At 47.1% G+C, this 17,691-nt stretch carries 16 protein-coding genes; 8 read left to right on the forward strand and 8 right to left on the reverse strand.

Annotation, left to right across the window (positions count from 1 at the left end; all coding sequences use genetic code 11):
* Positions 1-58: 58 nt before the first annotated feature.
* From Q5076_RS09460 to Q5076_RS09480, 5 genes are all read right to left on the reverse strand, one after another.
* Positions 59-1,054 (reverse strand): GntR family transcriptional regulator, encoded by a 996-nt coding sequence (locus Q5076_RS09460; RefSeq protein ID WP_303012714.1) that lies wholly within the window; start codon positions 1,052-1,054, stop codon positions 59-61.
* Positions 1,055-1,237: 183 nt separating this feature from the next.
* A complete protein-coding gene (locus tag Q5076_RS09465; protein WP_303012716.1) occupies positions 1,238-1,792 on the reverse strand; it encodes a 30S ribosomal protein S16 in 555 nt (184 codons plus the stop codon).
* Between the two features lie 108 nt (positions 1,793-1,900).
* Positions 1,901-3,202, reverse strand: coding sequence for a Na+/H+ antiporter NhaC family protein (locus Q5076_RS09470; RefSeq protein ID WP_303012717.1), 1,302 nt, complete (start codon positions 3,200-3,202; stop codon positions 1,901-1,903).
* Between the two features lie 336 nt (positions 3,203-3,538).
* Positions 3,539-4,066 carry a DJ-1/PfpI family protein gene (locus Q5076_RS09475; protein WP_303012718.1) on the reverse strand — a complete coding sequence of 176 codons (528 nt, stop codon included), beginning with the start codon at positions 4,064-4,066 and terminating at the stop codon, positions 3,539-3,541.
* A 289-nt stretch (positions 4,067-4,355) separates the two neighbouring features.
* Positions 4,356-5,333: a linear amide C-N hydrolase gene (locus Q5076_RS09480; RefSeq protein WP_303012719.1), complete on the reverse strand. Its 978-nt coding sequence runs from the start codon at positions 5,331-5,333 to the stop codon at positions 4,356-4,358.
* A gap of 193 nt (positions 5,334-5,526) precedes the next feature.
* Here Q5076_RS09480 and Q5076_RS09485 point away from each other — a divergent pair, with 193 nt between their 5' ends.
* From Q5076_RS09485 to Q5076_RS09500, 4 genes are read left to right on the forward strand one after another with little or no spacing between them, the layout of a single operon-like run.
* Positions 5,527-5,967, forward strand: coding sequence for a MarR family winged helix-turn-helix transcriptional regulator (locus tag Q5076_RS09485; protein WP_303012720.1), 441 nt, complete (start codon positions 5,527-5,529; stop codon positions 5,965-5,967).
* Positions 5,948-7,270 carry a TolC family protein gene (locus Q5076_RS09490; protein WP_303012755.1) on the forward strand — a complete coding sequence of 441 codons (1,323 nt, stop codon included), beginning with the start codon at positions 5,948-5,950 and terminating at the stop codon, positions 7,268-7,270. Before Q5076_RS09485 ends, Q5076_RS09490 begins: the two co-directional genes overlap by 20 nt.
* An 18-nt stretch (positions 7,271-7,288) precedes the next feature.
* The gene (locus Q5076_RS09495) at positions 7,289-8,359 is read left to right on the forward strand and encodes an HlyD family secretion protein (RefSeq protein ID WP_303012722.1); all 1,071 of its coding nucleotides are present in this window, start codon (positions 7,289-7,291) and stop codon (positions 8,357-8,359) included.
* On the forward strand, positions 8,356-9,960 hold the full coding sequence (locus Q5076_RS09500; protein WP_303012723.1) for an MFS transporter: 1,605 nt from the start codon (positions 8,356-8,358) through the stop codon (positions 9,958-9,960). The genes Q5076_RS09495 and Q5076_RS09500 overlap by 4 nt, the downstream gene beginning before the upstream one ends.
* A gap of 292 nt (positions 9,961-10,252) precedes the next feature.
* Here the strand turns inward: Q5076_RS09500 and Q5076_RS09505 are convergent, their stop codons facing one another.
* The gene (locus Q5076_RS09505) at positions 10,253-11,743 is read right to left on the reverse strand and encodes a UxaA family hydrolase (RefSeq protein ID WP_303012724.1); all 1,491 of its coding nucleotides are present in this window, start codon (positions 11,741-11,743) and stop codon (positions 10,253-10,255) included.
* Positions 11,744-11,773: 30 nt separating this feature from the next.
* The gene (locus Q5076_RS09510; RefSeq protein ID WP_303012725.1) at positions 11,774-12,838 is read right to left on the reverse strand and encodes a LacI family DNA-binding transcriptional regulator; all 1,065 of its coding nucleotides are present in this window, start codon (positions 12,836-12,838) and stop codon (positions 11,774-11,776) included.
* A gap of 253 nt (positions 12,839-13,091) precedes the next feature.
* Between Q5076_RS09510 and Q5076_RS09515 the strand changes: the two genes are divergently transcribed.
* Positions 13,092-14,117, forward strand: a complete 1,026-nt coding sequence (locus tag Q5076_RS09515) for a sugar kinase (RefSeq protein ID WP_303012726.1) — start codon at positions 13,092-13,094, stop codon at positions 14,115-14,117.
* Between the two features lie 39 nt (positions 14,118-14,156).
* Positions 14,157-14,825: a bifunctional 4-hydroxy-2-oxoglutarate aldolase/2-dehydro-3-deoxy-phosphogluconate aldolase gene (locus Q5076_RS09520; protein ID WP_303012727.1), complete on the forward strand. Its 669-nt coding sequence runs from the start codon at positions 14,157-14,159 to the stop codon at positions 14,823-14,825.
* A gap of 151 nt (positions 14,826-14,976) precedes the next feature.
* Here Q5076_RS09520 and Q5076_RS09525 read toward each other — a convergent pair whose 3' ends face one another.
* On the reverse strand, positions 14,977-16,005 hold the full coding sequence (locus Q5076_RS09525) for a helix-turn-helix transcriptional regulator (protein ID WP_303012729.1): 1,029 nt from the start codon (positions 16,003-16,005) through the stop codon (positions 14,977-14,979).
* Positions 16,006-16,109: 104 nt separating this feature from the next.
* Here Q5076_RS09525 and Q5076_RS09530 point away from each other — a divergent pair, with 104 nt between their 5' ends.
* Together Q5076_RS09530 and Q5076_RS09535 are read left to right on the forward strand one after the other, a co-directional pair.
* Positions 16,110-16,940 carry a class I SAM-dependent methyltransferase gene (locus Q5076_RS09530; RefSeq protein ID WP_303012731.1) on the forward strand — a complete coding sequence of 277 codons (831 nt, stop codon included), beginning with the start codon at positions 16,110-16,112 and terminating at the stop codon, positions 16,938-16,940.
* Positions 16,941-17,107: 167 nt separating this feature from the next.
* Positions 17,108-17,674 (forward strand): sugar O-acetyltransferase, encoded by a 567-nt coding sequence (locus tag Q5076_RS09535; protein ID WP_303012734.1) that lies wholly within the window; start codon positions 17,108-17,110, stop codon positions 17,672-17,674.
* The last annotated feature ends 17 nt before the right edge of the window (positions 17,675-17,691 follow it).

The following is a 17,691-nucleotide window of genomic DNA, read 5'->3' on the forward strand; positions in this document are numbered from 1 at the left end:
TTTGTTATATGGTTAATTGAAATCTGTGCTGAACTATGCTGATTATTCCGTAAAAAAATCAGAGGGATTTCCGAAATCTGATTTCAGTAGGCAGGTACTTTTGTACCGGAGTATTGTCAAGGACAAATTTCGCCGCCTCATTTCCCATCATTTCCCAGTCAATGCTTAGCGACGTGATTCCTTCGTCGATAACCTCGTAGGAAGGGATGTCGTTGTATGCCAGCAGGCCGAAATCTTTTCCGCATTTCAAGCCCTCCTGCCTTCCCTGTTTCACGACTTTTACCACATCTTGCTGTTTGATGGCGATGTATATGGTTCCTTTGCAGACTGTCAGGCTGTCGATGTCCTCCTGTATCTCATGCAAGAAACCGTGTTCCTCACAGAAACGGGTGAAATATTCCTTGCTGCTTTGCGGATGCTTCAAGCCTTTGGAAAACAGAAAGACCATCCGGTTGTACTTTTGCATCTTTTCTTTCAGTGAAAGCAACGCTCCGTAAAAAGCCCCGTCAAAATCCTGGCAGATGTAGAAATATTTGCCTTTCTCGAATTTGCCGAAATCGAGAAGCAACAACCTGGCAGGATTTATTTTAGTGAGAGCCGCACTGAATTTCTCATTATCGAAATTCATGACTACGTATTTCTTGTATTTCCCTATGGATTCGCGGATAATCGTATTGAAGAGCCGTTCATTGTATTGGTGGAACAACAGGTCCACTTTGTAGTTGATGGGCAAACGCCTGATAAAGCTGTTATACAACGCTTCTTTAAAAGGAGTGTACTGGTCGAGCAATAATAGGATATTGGTTACCTGGCTGGTTACGTAATACCCTTTTCCCGGAGTGGAGTCGATTAGTCCCCGTTCGCGCAAATCGAGAAACGCCTTGAAAACCGTGTCGCGTGATACCCCGTATTGCGCGCTTAACCGATTGATGGAAGGCAAGGAATCCCCTTCACGAAATTCTTTCATGGAAATAGCCTGGCTGAGCGTGTCCGCCAGTTGGGTGACCTTGCTTGAGTGTTGGCCGAATGTTGCCTTCCTGTCAGTTTGTTTCATATAGGTTATATCTTGGATAACTGTGCTGAACTATGCTGATGCAAAGAAAGGTATTTTATTCGGAAACGGAGAAATAATTTGCTATGTTTTACAGCATAAGTAGGATATAAAAAATCCCCTCCGTTTTTTACCGGAGGGGATTTATAGCTTTTTCCAGATTTCTTGTTCGGAATCTGCCGGAATTTATTCGGCAGCAGCTTCTGTTGCGGGAGCCTCTTCAGCCGGGGCTTCCGTAGCTTCTTCTGCAGGTGCTTCGGCAGCAGCTTTTGCAGCGGCTTCGGCAGCTTTCTTTTCAGCGAGCGCTTTCGCTTTCACTTCATTGATTTTCTTTTCTGCTTCCAGACGCGCTTTGGCTTCGGCTTTCTTCGCTTCGTCCTGTTTAGCTTTCAAAGCAGCCAAGCCAGACTGTTTGTCGTTTTTCCAGGCTTCGAATTTAGCTTCCGCTTCCGCTTCTCCGAATGCGCCTTTCGCTACACCGCCCAAAAGGTGTTTTTTCATATACACCCCTTCACGGGAAAGGATATTGCGTACAGTGTCACTCGGCTGTGCACCTTTCAATACCCATGATAATGCAGCGTCGAAATTCAAATCTACTGTAGCAGGATTGGTGTTCGGGTTGTAAGTACCAATCTTCTCAATAAATTTACCATCACGTGGTGCTCTGCTGTCTGCAATTACAATTGAATAGAACGCATAACTTTTACGTCCGTGTCTTTGCAATCTGATTCTAGTTGCCATTTTAATACTTGTTTTTAATGATTGATTTGAATTATGCTACTAACTCGTAATAGCGGGCGCAAAGATACGGCTTTTCTTTTGATTGACAAATATTTCCCCGCTTTTTCTTTATGAATACCGTTTGGGATAACGGAATAGAATGGCGGACAGGGCGCAGATTCCCATCGTGAACGGATAATAGAGATTGCCGATAATGCTGACGGGAGAAATGCCGGCCAGCCCTGCGGCAATCAGCATTTGCGCTCCGTAAGGAATGATTCCTTGTATCAGGCAGGAAAACGTGTCGAGGATACTGGCCGTTTTCCGCCGGTCGAGATGATATTTCCGGGCAATATCCTTGGCAATCGGTCCTGTTGTGATAATGGCAATGGTGTTGTTGGCCGTGCACAGGTTGGCGATGCTCACCAGGGCGGCGATGCTCAGTTCCGCACCTCTCTTGCCGTTGATGCGGCGGGTCAGTTTTCGGATAATAAAGTCGATGCCTCCGTTGTAACGGATGGTTTCCAGCATTCCTCCCGCCAGCAAAGTGATGATAATCAGTTCTCCCATTCCTGTAATGCCGCTTCCCATGGCGCCGAACCAGTCGAATACCCCCAGGCTTCCGGTAGCGGCGCCGACGATGCCGCTTGCCAGAATACCTATAATTAATACGAGCATGACATTCATTCCGGCAACGGCCGTTCCTAATACTATCATATAAGGTATGACCTTCACCCATTCGATGGTCTGGGCGTGTGCGGGCGCGGTGACGGATAACCCCTGGAAGATATAAATGCCCAGTACCACAATGGCTGCGGGAACGACTATCATGGAGTTTACCCGGAATTTGTCGCGCATCACGCATTCCTGCGTTTTGGTGGAAGCGATAGTCGTGTCGGAGATGAATGACAGGTTGTCTCCGAAAAAAGAACCCCCGACAACGACCGCCACCATGAAAGGAAGGGCTATTTCCGTCTTTTCCGCCAACCCCACTGCAACGGGAGTAAGCGCAACGATAGTTCCTACGCTGGTCCCTATGGACAGGGAGATAAAACAGGCGGCAATGAATATTCCGGCCAGTAACAGATTGTCGGGGAGGATGTGCAGAGTCAGGTTGACGGTCGCATCAATGGCCCCCATCTGTTTGGCGCTTTGCGCGAAAGCCCCTGCAAGGATGAATATCCAAATCATCAGGAGAATATTCTTGTTGGCGGCTCCTACGGAGAACTGATAAATCCGTTGGTCCAGTTTCAGTCCGCGTGTGATGGCTATGGCATAACAGGAAGAGACAAGAAAAGCCACTGTGATAGGCACTTTATAAAAATCATTCACCAGGATGGAAGTTACCAGGTAAAGGCATAGGAAAACCAACAGGGGGCTTAACGACCACCAGTTGCCGGTACGGTTCTTATGTATATTTTCTTCAGTCATAAGGCAGGGGTTAGGGTATTTGTTTCATTAATAATGGTGCAAAAGTAGTGTTTTTCATAAGAAGTGGCAAAAAAGAATCTTCTTGTTAAATATTATGAATTGCGGCAAAACATGGGCACTCTTTATTTTTCCTTGTTGTAAGTACTTGATTATTAGCATGGTATCAACCCGGTTTTTCCTTTAAAACCAACGGGTCGTTCCTTTAAAAGGAACGGCCCGTTGCTCACCGAGAAACACACCGTTCCTTTTAAAGGAACGATGCGTTCTGTAGACAGGGGGTTGCCTACCGGGTGAATTTGTTGATTCTTGTTACTTTTCGCTTGTTTTCGTCCGGTTTTATTTCAGCGCTCTGATAATTTGCGGCATCATTGTCCAAATCGTATTTTCATCCTGAGCGGTAAAGAAATTGCCGTCCGTAACGGATTTTTCATCTGTAGCGGTTCCGTTCTGGATAGCCGGTTTGGCTAATGGATGGACAGCGACTTTTTTCCCTTTCGTTATGCCGGTAAAGTCAAATATCATTGCACCTGCACAATGTCCAATCATAAATTTCCCTTTTTCCCCGAAAGTTTTGATTACCTGCAGCAAGTCCGTGTTGTAAGGCTTGTCCGCATTTTGTTGAAAAGCAGGCACGGCATCGCCGCAGGCAAAAACGAGCGCGTCAAATTCATCCTCATGTCCTTTCAGGTTGGCAATCACGTCGTCCGTCACCACGCCGATTCCCGAATTTGTTTTAATTTCTCTGCTGTCCGATACGGCAAATACCTTATAGGGGATACCATTCTCAAAAAATGCTTCCAGATATTGGAACAAACCGCAACCGTTTACCGGATTTACTGCTAAAACTGCTACTTTCTTTGCCATAATCATAATTATTTAGGTGAAACAATCGTTATAGTACTTTCTTGCCTTTATCCTACAAAGATAACCGCTTCGGTTGAAAGATGCAATAAGGCGCTTGGGAATAAAGAAGTTACACGGACATATCTGTTGCTGGAACTCAACAAACTATGAAAAGTTAAAGAATGAGAAATTTTAATCCGGCGGGAAACTGCCCCGCCAGGGATGTGTCTGACCGTCCGGGAGATAAACGGCCGATGCCGGCGCTTGCCGCCTTGCATGCGGACCGTATCGTATGTTTCGGGAACACCGGTCATTTTACTCCCAGAAATTTGAAAGGTGAGGCAGCCTTGAATTCTCCGGATGTATTTCCATGATACATTTCCCCGTTGGTGATTGAGAGTTTCAGTACCGGGGCGCTTTCGGAAAAGTCCAGGTCCCGGAGATTTACCCAGAAGGTGTTCGCTGTGAGGCTTGATTCGAAGAAATACCTTAAATTTTTGCTGTCTGAAACAGTTCTCCATTGGGTCGTAGAGATTTCCGGGCTTTCGGGAGTTGAAATTCCATACGGGACGGAGGCATTGCGCACGACGCTGAAAACGCTGGCTACGGCTATTCTCTCGTCATCTGTCTTGGGTAATGCATTGATATAGAAATCAGCTCTGGCAAACCGGTCGGCTGCACGGTTGGTTCCGGGCAGGAAAGTCAGTCCGCCTATTGCTTTCCAGTATTCGCTAAGCGCCAGTTGCTTGTCATAGGTGGGGGAGTTAGTCATCACTTTATATTCTTTATTGTGATATACGGTAAGTTTTCCGCCGATGTATTCGAAAACGGCGCAGTCGCCCGCCGCGTCTGAAACGGACAGGTGCAGTGTCGCCAGGCGGGAACCGTCGGGCATCCTGTCCGAAACCACCTGGAACGTATCCTCGCCAATGTAAGCGACTGCTTCTTCCACAGTGGCGAAATTATCCAGCATATATTGCACCCATGCCGTAATGGCAAGCCCCGGCTTGTTTTTATCTCTTGCCGGATATTCGGTTTCGGGTAGCCAGAGCAGGTTGGCGACCAGCCCTTTTTCGTTCATTCCGTCCGTACTGGCTATTTCAAAAGCGGAAGTTACTACGCTGCCATACCGGGAAGTCCATTCTAACGAGTTTTCTCCGGTTTCCCCATTTCGTTTCATGCCCCTGGGGAACACCCAGAGATTGCTGTGCATATCTGTTTTCCAATCCATTGAGCGGCCGGTTGCCACCATGCCATTGTTTCCTGTATAAACGACTCTCGTACACATAGTTTGAATTTTTTAATTGTTATCCGTCAGGTTTAGGGAATTAACAAGAATAAGCCGGTAAGGTTCAGGGAGGGAAGCATTTTCCATATTGGATACATGTTTTTCCTGCAGGCATGAAATTAGTCAAATATTTGACTAATTCGAAGGGAATGCGTACCTTTGCCCCCGAAAAAGGTAAAAATGATTTTTTAGAATGAGGGAAGGAGCGGAGTTTAGAGAACTCATGTTGCAGATTGTCCGGATACGTATGGCTTTTCGCCGTTCCATGCAGCGGACGTTGAAGAAAAATAATGCGGGCATTACGTTTGAGATGCTTCAAGTATTGAGCAGTTTATGGCACGAACAAGGTATCAGCCAGCAGGTATTGGCGGAACGTATAGCGAAAGATAAGGCCTGTCTTACCAATTTGATGAATAATCTCGAAAAGAAAGGATATGTTTGCCGGAAGGAAGACCCGGAAGACCGCCGTAACAAGCTGGTCTTCCTGACTCCTGCCGGCGAAAGGTTTAAGGAACAGATTCGTCCGGTTCTGGACCAGGTGTATGTATGTGCGGAACGTATGACGGGGGTTGAACGTATTGAAACGATGTTGTCCGAATTAAACAGTATGTATGATGTTCTTGAAAAAATATAGGGTGGCGTGTCCGCCGGTTCTGTTTTTCTGCTTTTTCTTTGTCCAGCCGGTAAATGCGCAAACAGATTCCTTGTTTGTCACAATCGGCCAGCTTTTTGATTGGGGAGTGCAGCATAGCCTGCAGCTTCAAGCGGATGTGATGAAAGAATCCGTGGCGCGGGAGCGGATGCGTTCCGCACGGTCTGCCCGGTTGCCCGAACTGCAGGTCGGCTTGAAAGGCGGCATCGTCGGGCAGCCGGTGGTCTGGGAACGGGGATTGTCCGGACCCCTGTATCCGGAAACGCCGGACTGGTCGCAGAACTATGCGGTTGACCTGGAACAGCCTCTTTACCGGGGAGGCAGGATTCGAAGCGCTATCCGCAAGGCGGATATTGAAAAGCGGGTTGCCGAATTGCAAACCTTGACCGACCGGGCGGAAATCAAAATGAGGTTATTGGACCTGTATCTGAATCTGTTCAGCCTTTTTAAACAACATGAGGTACTGACGCGGAATATCGAGGAGTCGGAACTCCGGTTGCATGATATCAGGCGGATGAAGAAAGAAGGGCTGATTACCAACAATGACGTGTTGCGGAGCGAAATGCAGTTGACTGATGACCGCCTGTCTTTACAGGAAACGGAAAATAGTATCGCGCTGGTGTCGCAACAGCTCGATATTTTGTTGGGAAAGGATGAAAAATTATTGTTGAAGCCGGACACCGCTATCCTTTACCGGTCGGTCGCTTTACAGTCTTATGACGATTACATCGCTCAGGCATATATGAATGAGCCGACGATGAGACTGCTCCGCGCGCGGACGGAGCTGGCAAGGAATGAGATTCGTTCCGCCAGGTCTTTTTCTCTTCCCAGCGTCTCGCTTTATGCGTCAAATACGCTGGCGCGCCCGGTTTCACGCACATTGGCGGATATGTATAACAATAACTGGAATATAGGCGTATCCGTTTCCTATCCTTTATCGTCGCTTTATAAGAACAACCGTAAAATAAAAGAGACGGAAATGATGGTGTCCTTGCGGAAAAATGAAGAAGAACAAAAGATGCAGGGAATCCGCGTAGAGGTCCGTTCCGCATTTCTGCGGCATCGGGAAGCTTTGCAAAGGGTGGAGGCTTTAAAACTGTCCGTGAGACAAGCGGAGGAAAACTACCGTATCATGCAGAACCGTTATTTAAACCAATTGGCTATCCTGACCGATTTGCTTGATGCGAATTCCGTCCGTTTGAATGTAGAGTTACAGTTGGTGACTGCACGCACCCGTGTGATTTATACTTATTATCAACTTCAGAAGGCTTGTGGGCGCCTTTAATAGATTATAAAAACAGATATGGCAAATGATTTGGAGGAAAAACGGCATAAACTGAAAAAAGTGAGAGTCCGCAATATTGTTTTAAATACGGTATGTATCTGCCTGGCGGGTTCCGGGCTTTGGTGGACTGCCACTTATTTCTGGCGTTACGTCAATTATGAAGTGACTAACGACGCTTTTGTAGACCAATATGTGGCTCCTCTGAATGTACGGGTTTCGGGATATGCCGAAGAGGTGCGTTTCAGAGAACATCAGTATGTGCATCGGGGAGATACCTTGCTGGTGCTTGATAATCGCGAATACCGGATAAAGGTGAAGGAGGCTGAGGCTGCGTTGCTGGACGCGCGCGGTTCGCAGGAAGTCCTTCATTCGGGGATTGAGACTTCCCATACCCATATTGCCGTACAGGACGCCAACATTGCCGAAGCGAAAGCGAAACTCTGGCAACTGGAACAGGATTACCATCGTTTCGAACGCTTGCTGGAAGAAGAGTCGGTTCCGGAACAGCAATACGAGCAGGCAAAGGCCGCTTATGAAGCGGCAAAGGCGCGTTACCAGGCATTGGCCGCACAGAAGCGGGCGGCTATGTCGCAATATGCGGAGACAAGCAAGAAAACGACCAGTGCGGAGGCGGCTGTTTTGCGTAAAGAAGCGGCTCTGGACCTGGCTAAGCTGAACTTGTCCTACACCGTTTTAACGGCTCCGTACGATGGCTATATGGGCAGGCGTACTTTGGAGCCCGGCCAGTATGTACAGGCGGGGCAGACGATTTCCTATCTGGTGCGTAGCAAAGACAAGTGGATTACGGCCAATTATAAGGAAACGCAGATTGCCCGTATCTATATCGGACAGCAGGTGCGCATTAAGGTGGATGCGTTGCCTGGGAAACTTTTCCACGGAAAAGTTTCTGCAATTTCCGAAGCGACGGGGTCCAAGTACTCATTGGTCCCCACGGACAATTCTGCCGGCAATTTTGTAAAGGTGCAACAGAGGATACCGGTACGGATTGAGCTGGAGGATATTTCTTCCGAAGAGATGGCGCAGTTGAGAGCGGGCATGATGGTGGAAACGGAAGCGTTGCGCAAATGATTACCATGAAAGAACTAGGGGTGCCTGTCCGCCGGTGGGTACCTGATTGGCTCGGACTTGCCAGTATCTTCATCGTGATTCTTCCGGTCACTATGCTCAACGGCTCATATACGGGCAGCATGCTGGAGGTGTCGAATACGCTGGGCACTAATTCGGAAGATATAACGATGGGGTATTATGCGGCTTCGGCAGGTATGGCGGTCGCTTATCCCATTATTCCGAAAGTACTGGCTGCCTTCTCTGTAAAATCTTTGCTGCTGGTTGATTTGGTGTTGCAATTCTTTTTGAGTTGGATTTGCGCACGTACGCAGAATGCCGATATCCTGATTGTCTGCAGTTTTGCCGTCGGTTTCCTGAAAGGTTTTCTTATGCTATGGTTCATTCGTTACGCGCAAAGGATTTTCAGCCCGAAAAATGTGCGGAGTGAATTCTATTCTTATTTTTATCCGTTGGTTTACGGCGGAGGACAGGCTTCAATGTTGGTGACTGCCTTGCTGGCATACCGTTACGATTGGAAGTACATGTATTATTTTATGATGATACTGATTTTAATCGCTATTCTGTTTGTCATCGTCTGCATCCGCCATAACCGTCCCATTAAGGCGGTCGCATGGGCTGACCTGCATATTCGTGAGATGTTTGTCATTTCCGCCGGTTTGCTGATGCTGATGTATGTCATCAATTACGGAAAAGTGTTCGACTGGATGGCTTCCGCCAAAATATGCGCCTATATTGTCGCGGCTCCTATGCTGGTCGCTTTGTTTATCCGCTATCAGAGCCGTTCGGAAAATCCTTATGTGAGTTTGGCGCCTTTGTTCCAGCCCAAGGCGATTGTCGGTTATCTTTATATGATGCTTGTCATGTTTTTCAGTACGTCTACTACTCTGCTGACGAATTATCTGACTGTTATTTTGAAGGTGGATACCACCCATACGTATTCGCTTTATGTCTATCTGCTTCCGGGGTATGTTGTCGGCGCCTTTATCTGTTTCTGGTGGTTTCGCTGGCAGCGCTGGCGTTTCCGTTTCCTGATAGCGGGAGGGATGAGCTGTTTTGTGGTTTTCTTTGCCAGCTTGTATTTTGGCATTTCCCCGGATAGCACGTATGAGATGCTGTATTTGCCTGTGTTCTTCCGCGGCTTGGGCATGATGGTCTTGATTATAGCTTTCGCCCTGTTTGCTGTGGAAGATTTAGACCCGAAGTTTTTGTTGTCAAACGCTTTTTTCCTGATTATTTTCCGTTCCGTGCTGGCTCCTATCATGGCTACCTCTTTTTACAGTAATATGCTGTATCGGCTGGAACAGAAATATATGTATTCTTTGTCGGAAACCGTGACGGCCGCCGACCCGTTGGCGTTGTCGCGATACAGCCGGTCTTTGAACGGCGCATTGGCGCAAGGGCACGGGTATGATGAATCCGTACAACTGGCTACCAATTCTTTATATACCGCTTTGCAGCAACAGAGTCTGTTGCTGGCATTGAAGGAAATTCTGGGATATTTGCTGGTCATATCGTTTGTCGTTGCCGTTGTTTCCCGCTTTATACCGTTTCATAAAACAATTCGGGTTACGTTTAAAAGAACCGGCGATGATATGGTTTGATATGGGAGCAAAACTCGATTTTAGAGGAAATGAACTTTTCATCTGAAACCTACTTACTACATGTAAACGTTCTTCAAAATTGTGATGTCTATACATAATGCACCCCAAAAGTTTTGTGTCTAACTTTTGGGGTACACTTCATCTATTTCTGAGTAATGATACGGCTATTCTTATGTTTATCAGTTAGAATCTGTAACTGTTCCGGGTGTTCATCTTAGTTTCGGCACACTCCCGTTGTTTCGCAACGTATCGCTCGCTTATGTACGCCCGTTCGTCCGGGAGCGGAGCATACTTACAAGGTCACTCCCGTTTTGAAGATGGCGATTTCGCGGTAACCTTTCTTTTCGTTGTTCACGAATTCGCCGCTTGCGACTTTGATAACATAGTCGATAAAACGTTCACAGGTCTTTTCCATCGGTTCGTTCTCGACAATGACGCCGGCATTGAAGTCAATCCATCCCGGTTTGTTTTTTGCCAGGTTTGAATTAGTGGAAATCTTCATGGTCGGCACGAAAGTGCCGAAAGGAGTTCCGCGGCCGGTAGTGAAGAGGATGATGTGGCATCCGCAGGAGGCGAGGGTAGTGGCTGCTACCAGGTCATTGCCCGGAGCGGAAAGCAGGTTCAGCCCTTTTTTCTGCAAACGTTCGCCGTAGGGCATTACGCCGCATACATAGCTCTTTCCGCATTTCTGTGTGCATCCTAAGGCTTTTTCTTCCAGTGTGGAGATACCGCCGGCTTTGTTTCCCGGAGACGGGTTTTCTCCGACCGGTTCGCCGTGGGACAGGAAGTATTCTTTGAAATCGTTAATCAGGCGGACAGTCTGTTCAAACAATTCCCTGTTTTGGCAACGGTTCATCAAAATGGTTTCCGCACCGAACATTTCCGGGACTTCGGTCAGTACGCTTGTGCCTCCTTGTGCTATCAGGAAGTCTGAAAACAGGCCCAACAACGGATTTGCCGTAATACCGGAAAAACCGTCGGAGCCGCCGCATTTCAAACCGACGCGGAGTTCGGACAGGGGAACATCCGTCCGTTCGTCTTTCGATGCTTTGGCATATAAATCGCGCAGGATTTTCATTCCTTCCTCGTATTCGTCGCCGACCTTCTGGGTGACTAGGAATTTGATGCGTTCCTGGTCGTAATCGCCCAGAAATTCGCGGAATACGTCCGGCTGGTTGTTTTCACATCCCAGGCCAACCACCAATACCGCGCCGGCATTCGGGTGAAGCACCATGTCACGCAGGATTTTCTTCGTATTTTCATGGTCGTCCCCCAGTTGCGAACAGCCGTAGTTATGGGGAAAAGCGACGATGGCGTCTACTCCTTTTCCTTCGGTCTCGCGGCGGAGCCCGTCGGCTAATTGCCCGATGATGCCGTTTACGCAGCCTACCGTCGGGATAATCCATAGTTCATTTCTTACACCGACATCGCCGTTTTTGCGACGGTAACCTTTGAACGTGAGTCCTTTATGGGGAATGTCCAGAGATACCTGGACCGGATTGTAAGTGTATTCCAGCAGTCCGGCAAGATTGGTCTTTATGTTTGTCTCGTTCATCCAGTCCCCTTGCTTCTTTGCCGCCAGCGAATGCCCGATAGGATAACCGTATTTGATGATGTCTTCGCCTTCGGAAAAATCTTTTAATGCGAATTTGTGCCCGGCGGGAATATCCTCGTTTAAGGTGATTTCTTTTCCGTCTATGGAAAGACGTTCTCCTGCCGGCAGGTTAACAATGGCAACGGCAACGTTGTCGGCAGGATTGATTTTTAAATACTTTGTTTCCATGTACTTTTTTAGTTGGATTTGTTTTTGTTGTTATTTGCTATGGTAATAATCAATTGTTTCTGTCGTTAGCAAGTCGATAGGCATATAATTGATGCAGGTCACGTCTTTTTTGAAAATCAAGTGATCGCAAAGGGTTTTAATGCCGTTGAAACCTTGCAGTTCAGGCTGCTGGGCTATGAGAAAGAAAACGCTTCCTTCTTTCAGGCAGGCGACGTTCCGTTCGAGAAGGTCGTAACCTATCAGGTTGAAACCTTTCTTTCCGTGGCTTTGCAGGTATTCGCCGACGATGTAGACTTTGGAGTTGAAGGTGATTCCGTTTTTCACTGTAGGGTGGGACCGGAAAAATTCATCCAGCATTTCGTTGTCTTCATCGTTGCGTTCGGCATGCAAGTCAAGCTCCAGTATAGTACAAGACGGATGATGTTCTTTCATGTACTGCCTGAATCCGATTTCTCTGTTCTCTTGTTGGTTAGACCCCACGATTCCTTCATGTATTTTGCGGAAGATCACGATTTCTTTCTCGTCTCCGGCGAGCAACATCAGCATTCTTGCGGCAAAGTATCCGCTCTGGCGTGAGTTCTGCCCGAAAAAGGCGAGGGGAGGGGCGTTTTTTATGTTTGAGTCTATATATATATAAGGTATGTCGAGAGCCTGCAACCCGTCAGTGAACCCTTTGGTATATTGGGGAACCGTGGGGGCCATCATTACCCCGTCCGGATGTTCGTCCAGAATTTTCTTGCTGGCGTCTGTAAATGAATGGTAGTCGTACGGGTCGTAATAGTTGATTTTCACCGAAGTGTTGAAATCGGAATAGGTGGCGATGGCCTCATGAATCCCTTTTTCGACAGCCGTCCAGTATTCTCCTTCGATGTGCTCCGGCAAGAGGCAGACAAATGTGTATTTTTTATTGGATGCAAGGGCGCTGGCATACATGTTGGGCTGGTAGTCCAGTTGCTTGAGGATTTCTTCCACACGTTTCTTGCTTGCTTCCGACACTCCGCTCCGTCCGTGGATTACGCGGTCTACCGTTCCTACCGATACGTCTGCCAAACGTGCGATATCTTTGATTCTGATTCTTTCGGGCAATTTATTCATACGGTCACCTTGATTTATATGGTTTTTTGTGCTCGCACACAATAATAATCTTAATATTTTCGATACAAATATATAACAATTTTTGTAATTACGAAAATTGTTGTATCTTTGTGCCCGCACACGATAGGAAGGTGATGTTAACCTTATTATAGATTAATATTCATTATATCAGTGTGTTAAGCCTGAAAAGGGACCGAGAATGATAATTTGAAAGTTCAGAATATAAATAATTTAGAATTTAAAACATTAGATTATGGGAAAGAAAGTCGTTACATTAGGTGAAATCATGCTTAGGTTGTCAACTCCGGGTAATACCCGTTTTGTCCAGTCTGATTCTTTTGATGTAGTATATGGCGGCGGAGAGGCAAATGTTGCCGTAAGTTGCGCCAATTACGGCCATGACGCCTATTTTGTAACTAAATTGCCGAAACACGAAATCGGACAGTCTGCCGTTAACGCATTACGTAAATATGGCGTGAAAACGGACTTTATTGCTCGTGGTGGCGACCGTGTAGGTATCTACTATCTTGAGACAGGCGCTTCTATGCGTCCCAGCAAGGTTATTTATGACCGTGCCCATTCCGCCATTGCCGAAGCGGATGCCGCCGACTTTGATTTTGATGCTATTATGGAAGGCGCCGACTGGTTCCACTGGTCCGGCATTACTCCGGCCATTTCCGACAAGGCTGCCGAGTTGACCCGTCTGGCTTGTGAAGCGGCAAAACGTCATGGGGTGACTGTTTCCGTCGACTTGAATTTCCGTAAGAAATTGTGGACGAAAGAGAAAGCGCAGTCTATCATGAAGCCGTTGATGAAGTATGTGGATGTATGTATCGGCAATGAGGAAGATGCGGAACTCTGCCTGGGATTCAAACCGGATGCGGATGTTGAGGCCGGCCATACGGATGCCGAAGGTTACAAAGGCATTTTCCAGCAGATGATGAAAGAGTTCGGATTCAAATATGTGATTTCTACTCTTCGCGAATCTTTCTCCGCTACTCATAACGGCTGGAAAGCCATGATTTATGACGGAAAGGAATTCTATACTTCAAAACGGTATGATATCGACCCCATTATCGACCGCGTAGGCGGCGGAGATTCTTTTTCCGGAGGTATTATTCACGGTTTGATGACTAAGGCCACTCAAGGCGAGGCTCTTGAATTCGCCGTTGCCGCATCTGCCTTGAAGCATACTATCAACGGCGATTTCAACCTTGTTTCTGTGGAAGAGGTTGAAGCATTGGCGGGTGGCGATGCGAGCGGTCGTGTGCAACGTTGATTCCTGATTGTTTAATCGATTAATTTGGATTTAAAGAAAATGGCAAAATTCGATAAAATAGCCGTATTGAATAAAATCGGCTCTACAGGCATGGTTCCTGTATTCTACCACAAGGATGTGGAAGTGGCAAAAAAAGTTGTAAAGGCTTGTTATGACGGAGGCGTCCGCGCTTTCGAATTTACCAATCGCGGTGATTTCGCGCAGGAAGTGTTTGCGGAAATTGTGAAATACGCTGCAAAAGAGTGCCCTGAAATGGCGATTGGCATCGGTTCTATCGTTGACCCCGCTACTGCTGCCATGTATTTGCAGTTGGGGGCTAACTTTGTGGTAGGTCCGTTGTTCAACCCGGAAATAGCCAAGGTATGTAACCGTCGTTCGGTTGCTTATACTCCGGGTTGCGGATCTGTATCGGAAGTAGGTTTTGCACAGGAGGTAGGTTGTGACCTTTGTAAAGTATTCCCGGGAGATGTTTACGGGACCAACTTTGTGAAAGGTTTGATGGCTCCGATGCCTTGGTCCAAGCTGATGGTGACCGGCGGAGTGGAACCGACTAAGGAAAACCTGACCGGATGGATTAAGGCGGGCGTATTTTGTGTGGGCATGGGCTCCAAACTGTTCCCGAAAGATAAAGTGGCGGCGGAAGATTGGACTTATGTCACTGAAAAATGCAAGGAAGCTCTCGGTTACATTGCTGAGGCACGTAAATAAAACGGAAGAAAAGTTATCCGCGATAAAAAAGGCCGGGTGAGCCGGTCTCTTCAAAATATGCCTCGAAGGGTTAGTTAGTTTAGTTAGTAATGAGGCATATTTTCATTTTGTTTAAAGGTGTTTAAAGGGGATAGGCCATCGGAATAAGTGATTATTTCGATGGCTTGTTTTTTGAGAATCCGCCTCTTTTGATTCTCCTGTATTCCAAAGGAGAGATTCCATGCTGACGTCTGAAAGCCGTGCAAAAATGGCTTGCGTGTTCATACCCTGTCAATGCGGCGATTTCTGCGATGCTTTTGTCCGTATCTGATAAAAAGGCGGATGCTTTTTCCATGCGGATGCCGAATAGGTATGCGAACACTGTTGAATGGAAGAACTGCCTGAAAGCGGATTTCAGCGTACATTCGTTCGTTCCGGCCCGTTGCGCCAGTTCGTGCAGGGAGTGCGGCTTGTCGTATTCCTTTTGAAGGATGGCGCGGACATCCTGCATCTTGCTTTCTATTGCCGACGGAAAAGAAACCGTTTTTTCTTTTAGCTCATCCCTATAGTTCATGATAAAAAGGGAGAGGGCTTCTTGTATTTTGGATTCTAGATACATTTCCGAGCAGTTTCCCATTTCTTTTGCTAAAGGGATTGCGTTCAGGCAGTTGTTCATCCGGGAACTGCACCGTATGTTTTGCGGCGATAAGAAAAAAGTCTCCCCTTTTTCCATCCGGGAAAAAGGTTCTCCGAAAATGTCGGGGCAACGTTCTGCCATATCATGAAAAAGAGAGGGGGCAACAACCAGATTCGTCATTTCGAAGTCGTTTCCTTTTTTAAAAAAGTTATATTCGTCGTGGTAGTTTGCCCCAATCATGATATTGGTTTCTTCCTGCAGCCAGCTATAATGACATTTGTTTTGTTCAAATTCCACGTATCCTTTGTGCACCACCCCCAAAGATAAAAAGGATGTGCCGTCGTGTTTGGTCCTCAGGCAACAATCCGAAGAACAGAAGATATGGGAGTGTACCACATTGCAATGTTTGTTGCGAAGTTCTGTAAAGGTTCCGTGAAAGACCCCGTTTCGTATTTCCCATTCCCGCTGCTCGATTTCCTTGAAATTGGAAAAACGGATGGCATCGGACATATCGTAGCTTATATCCGCTTCCTTGTCCCGGTTGGATAATCCGTAATTTGTCATAGAATTCCGTTTGATGAAAAAAACATTCCGTTTCGGGTAATAAAATCTTTTGCAAATGAACCACATTTGCAACAATTAAACAATCACAAAATATAGGTATTATTATGGATGCAGAGATAAAAAAAATCAAGATTGACTTTCAAGACAAAGTCGCAGAAACTTTATTCATCCCGCTATGGATGCGGGCGATGGAGTCGAAACGCCCTGACGGCATCATCCGCGACCGTTTGGCATGCAGCATTGTAGACCGGCTGGATTTTGATTTTTCCCAATTTAGCCAGGATAAAATGAGCCTTTTGGGCGTTTCCGTACGGACACGTTATCTGGACCGTAAAACGCAGGAATTCATAGATAGGGAGGAACGGCCTGTCGTGGTTTCGCTGGGTTGCGGGTTGGATACACGTTTCCAACGGCTTTCCGTACATAAGGATGTTCTCTTTTATGAGCTGGACTTGCCGGAGGTTATAGATATACGGCGGCAGTTGCTTCCGGAAACTCCGGACAATCCTTATATTCCGTCTTCTATGTTTGATACGGGATGGATGGACGAACTTTGCCGGCGGCATGCCGGCCGGCCTTTCATTTTTTTATGTGAAGGCGTGGTGGTCTATTTCCCTATTGAGGAGGTGAAGCGGTTTGTGGAAAATTTGGCTGCCCGGTTCCCGGATTTCGAATTGTACGTGGAACGTTCAGGTACGATGATGGTTAATAAGGCGCAGATGCATTCGTCCGTCAAATATACCAAAGCGCAATTTAAATCGGGCATTGACGACCCGCACGAGATAGAGCGTTGGGCTTCCAACCTTCGCCTCATCGATACTTTTTACTTTATGGATGACGAACGCAAACGCGGCGGATTTCTCGGATGGCTGATGAGGCTGGTTCCTGTATTGCGCCGTTCGTTCGGCATATTCGCGTATAAAACAAAAATGTGATGAAAGGATATGGCGCCTGCATCAAGGTATTGAAATCCTGTGAAACGCCGGCAAGGGTAATTTCATGATGATTAAAGTAATCCGGGTCATACAATCTGTAATTTGTCTACAAAGGGAATCTTTTCTTTTTCCGAACTTTGCGGTAGAAAACATGAATAAAAGAGAAAATGACACTTGACGTATTTTTAGAACATGTCGGTGCGTGCCGTCCGCTTGACACGCCCGAAATTTATGAGTTTATGGACCGTATGAGCAATGAAGCGCGGAAAATCACTTTTGAGCTGAATTCCGCCTACCATACTCCTGATGAGGTAAGGGCTTTGCTCTCCCGGCTTTTCGGTAAGGAAGTAGATGGTTCCTTTCGTGTCTTCCCGCCGTTTTATACCGATTTCGGAAAGAATATCACCGTCGGAAAGAATGTCTTTATCAATGCTTGCTGCCATTTCCAGGACCACGGCGGCGTCACGTTGGGCGACGATTGCCTGGTGGGGCACAACGTAGTATTCGCCACGCTCAACCACGGTATTGTTCCCGAAGCCCGTGCTTCGATGTTTCCGGCTCCCATTATAGTGGGAAAAAGGGTGTGGATAGGTTCCAACTCCACCATCCTGCAAGGCGTGACTATCGGTGACAACGCCATTATCGCCGCCGGTTCTGTCGTGACGAAGGATGTTCCGGCAAATACCGTCGCGGGCGGCGTGCCTGCCAGGCCAATCCGTAACATCGAGCCGTAGAGACGTGCCGGCGGGAT

Source organism: uncultured Bacteroides sp. (assembly GCF_958445495.1).
Classification (GTDB): Bacteria; Bacteroidota; Bacteroidia; order Bacteroidales; family Bacteroidaceae; genus Bacteroides.

Excerpts from the sequence above, each read along its gene's own strand:
- Q5076_RS09460 (WP_303012714.1), bottom strand. The coding sequence starts at position 1,054 with ATGAAACAAACTGACAGGAAGGCAACATTCGGCCAACACTCAAGCAAG.
- Q5076_RS09465 (WP_303012716.1), bottom strand. The coding sequence starts at position 1,792 with ATGGCAACTAGAATCAGATTGCAAAGACACGGACGTAAAAGTTATGCG.
- Q5076_RS09470 (WP_303012717.1), bottom strand. The coding sequence starts at position 3,202 with ATGACTGAAGAAAATATACATAAGAACCGTACCGGCAACTGGTGGTCG.
- Q5076_RS09475 (WP_303012718.1), bottom strand. The coding sequence starts at position 4,066 with ATGGCAAAGAAAGTAGCAGTTTTAGCAGTAAATCCGGTAAACGGTTGC.
- Q5076_RS09480 (WP_303012719.1), bottom strand. The coding sequence starts at position 5,333 with ATGTGTACGAGAGTCGTTTATACAGGAAACAATGGCATGGTGGCAACC.
- Q5076_RS09485 (WP_303012720.1), top strand. The coding sequence starts at position 5,527 with ATGAGGGAAGGAGCGGAGTTTAGAGAACTCATGTTGCAGATTGTCCGG.
- Q5076_RS09490 (WP_303012755.1), top strand. The coding sequence starts at position 5,948 with ATGTTCTTGAAAAAATATAGGGTGGCGTGTCCGCCGGTTCTGTTTTTC.
- Q5076_RS09495 (WP_303012722.1), top strand. The coding sequence starts at position 7,289 with ATGGCAAATGATTTGGAGGAAAAACGGCATAAACTGAAAAAAGTGAGA.
- Q5076_RS09500 (WP_303012723.1), top strand. The coding sequence starts at position 8,356 with ATGATTACCATGAAAGAACTAGGGGTGCCTGTCCGCCGGTGGGTACCT.
- Q5076_RS09505 (WP_303012724.1), bottom strand. The coding sequence starts at position 11,743 with ATGGAAACAAAGTATTTAAAAATCAATCCTGCCGACAACGTTGCCGTT.
- Q5076_RS09510 (WP_303012725.1), bottom strand. The coding sequence starts at position 12,838 with ATGAATAAATTGCCCGAAAGAATCAGAATCAAAGATATCGCACGTTTG.
- Q5076_RS09515 (WP_303012726.1), top strand. The coding sequence starts at position 13,092 with ATGGGAAAGAAAGTCGTTACATTAGGTGAAATCATGCTTAGGTTGTCA.
- Q5076_RS09520 (WP_303012727.1), top strand. The coding sequence starts at position 14,157 with ATGGCAAAATTCGATAAAATAGCCGTATTGAATAAAATCGGCTCTACA.
- Q5076_RS09525 (WP_303012729.1), bottom strand. The coding sequence starts at position 16,005 with ATGACAAATTACGGATTATCCAACCGGGACAAGGAAGCGGATATAAGC.
- Q5076_RS09530 (WP_303012731.1), top strand. The coding sequence starts at position 16,110 with ATGGATGCAGAGATAAAAAAAATCAAGATTGACTTTCAAGACAAAGTC.
- Q5076_RS09535 (WP_303012734.1), top strand. The coding sequence starts at position 17,108 with ATGACACTTGACGTATTTTTAGAACATGTCGGTGCGTGCCGTCCGCTT.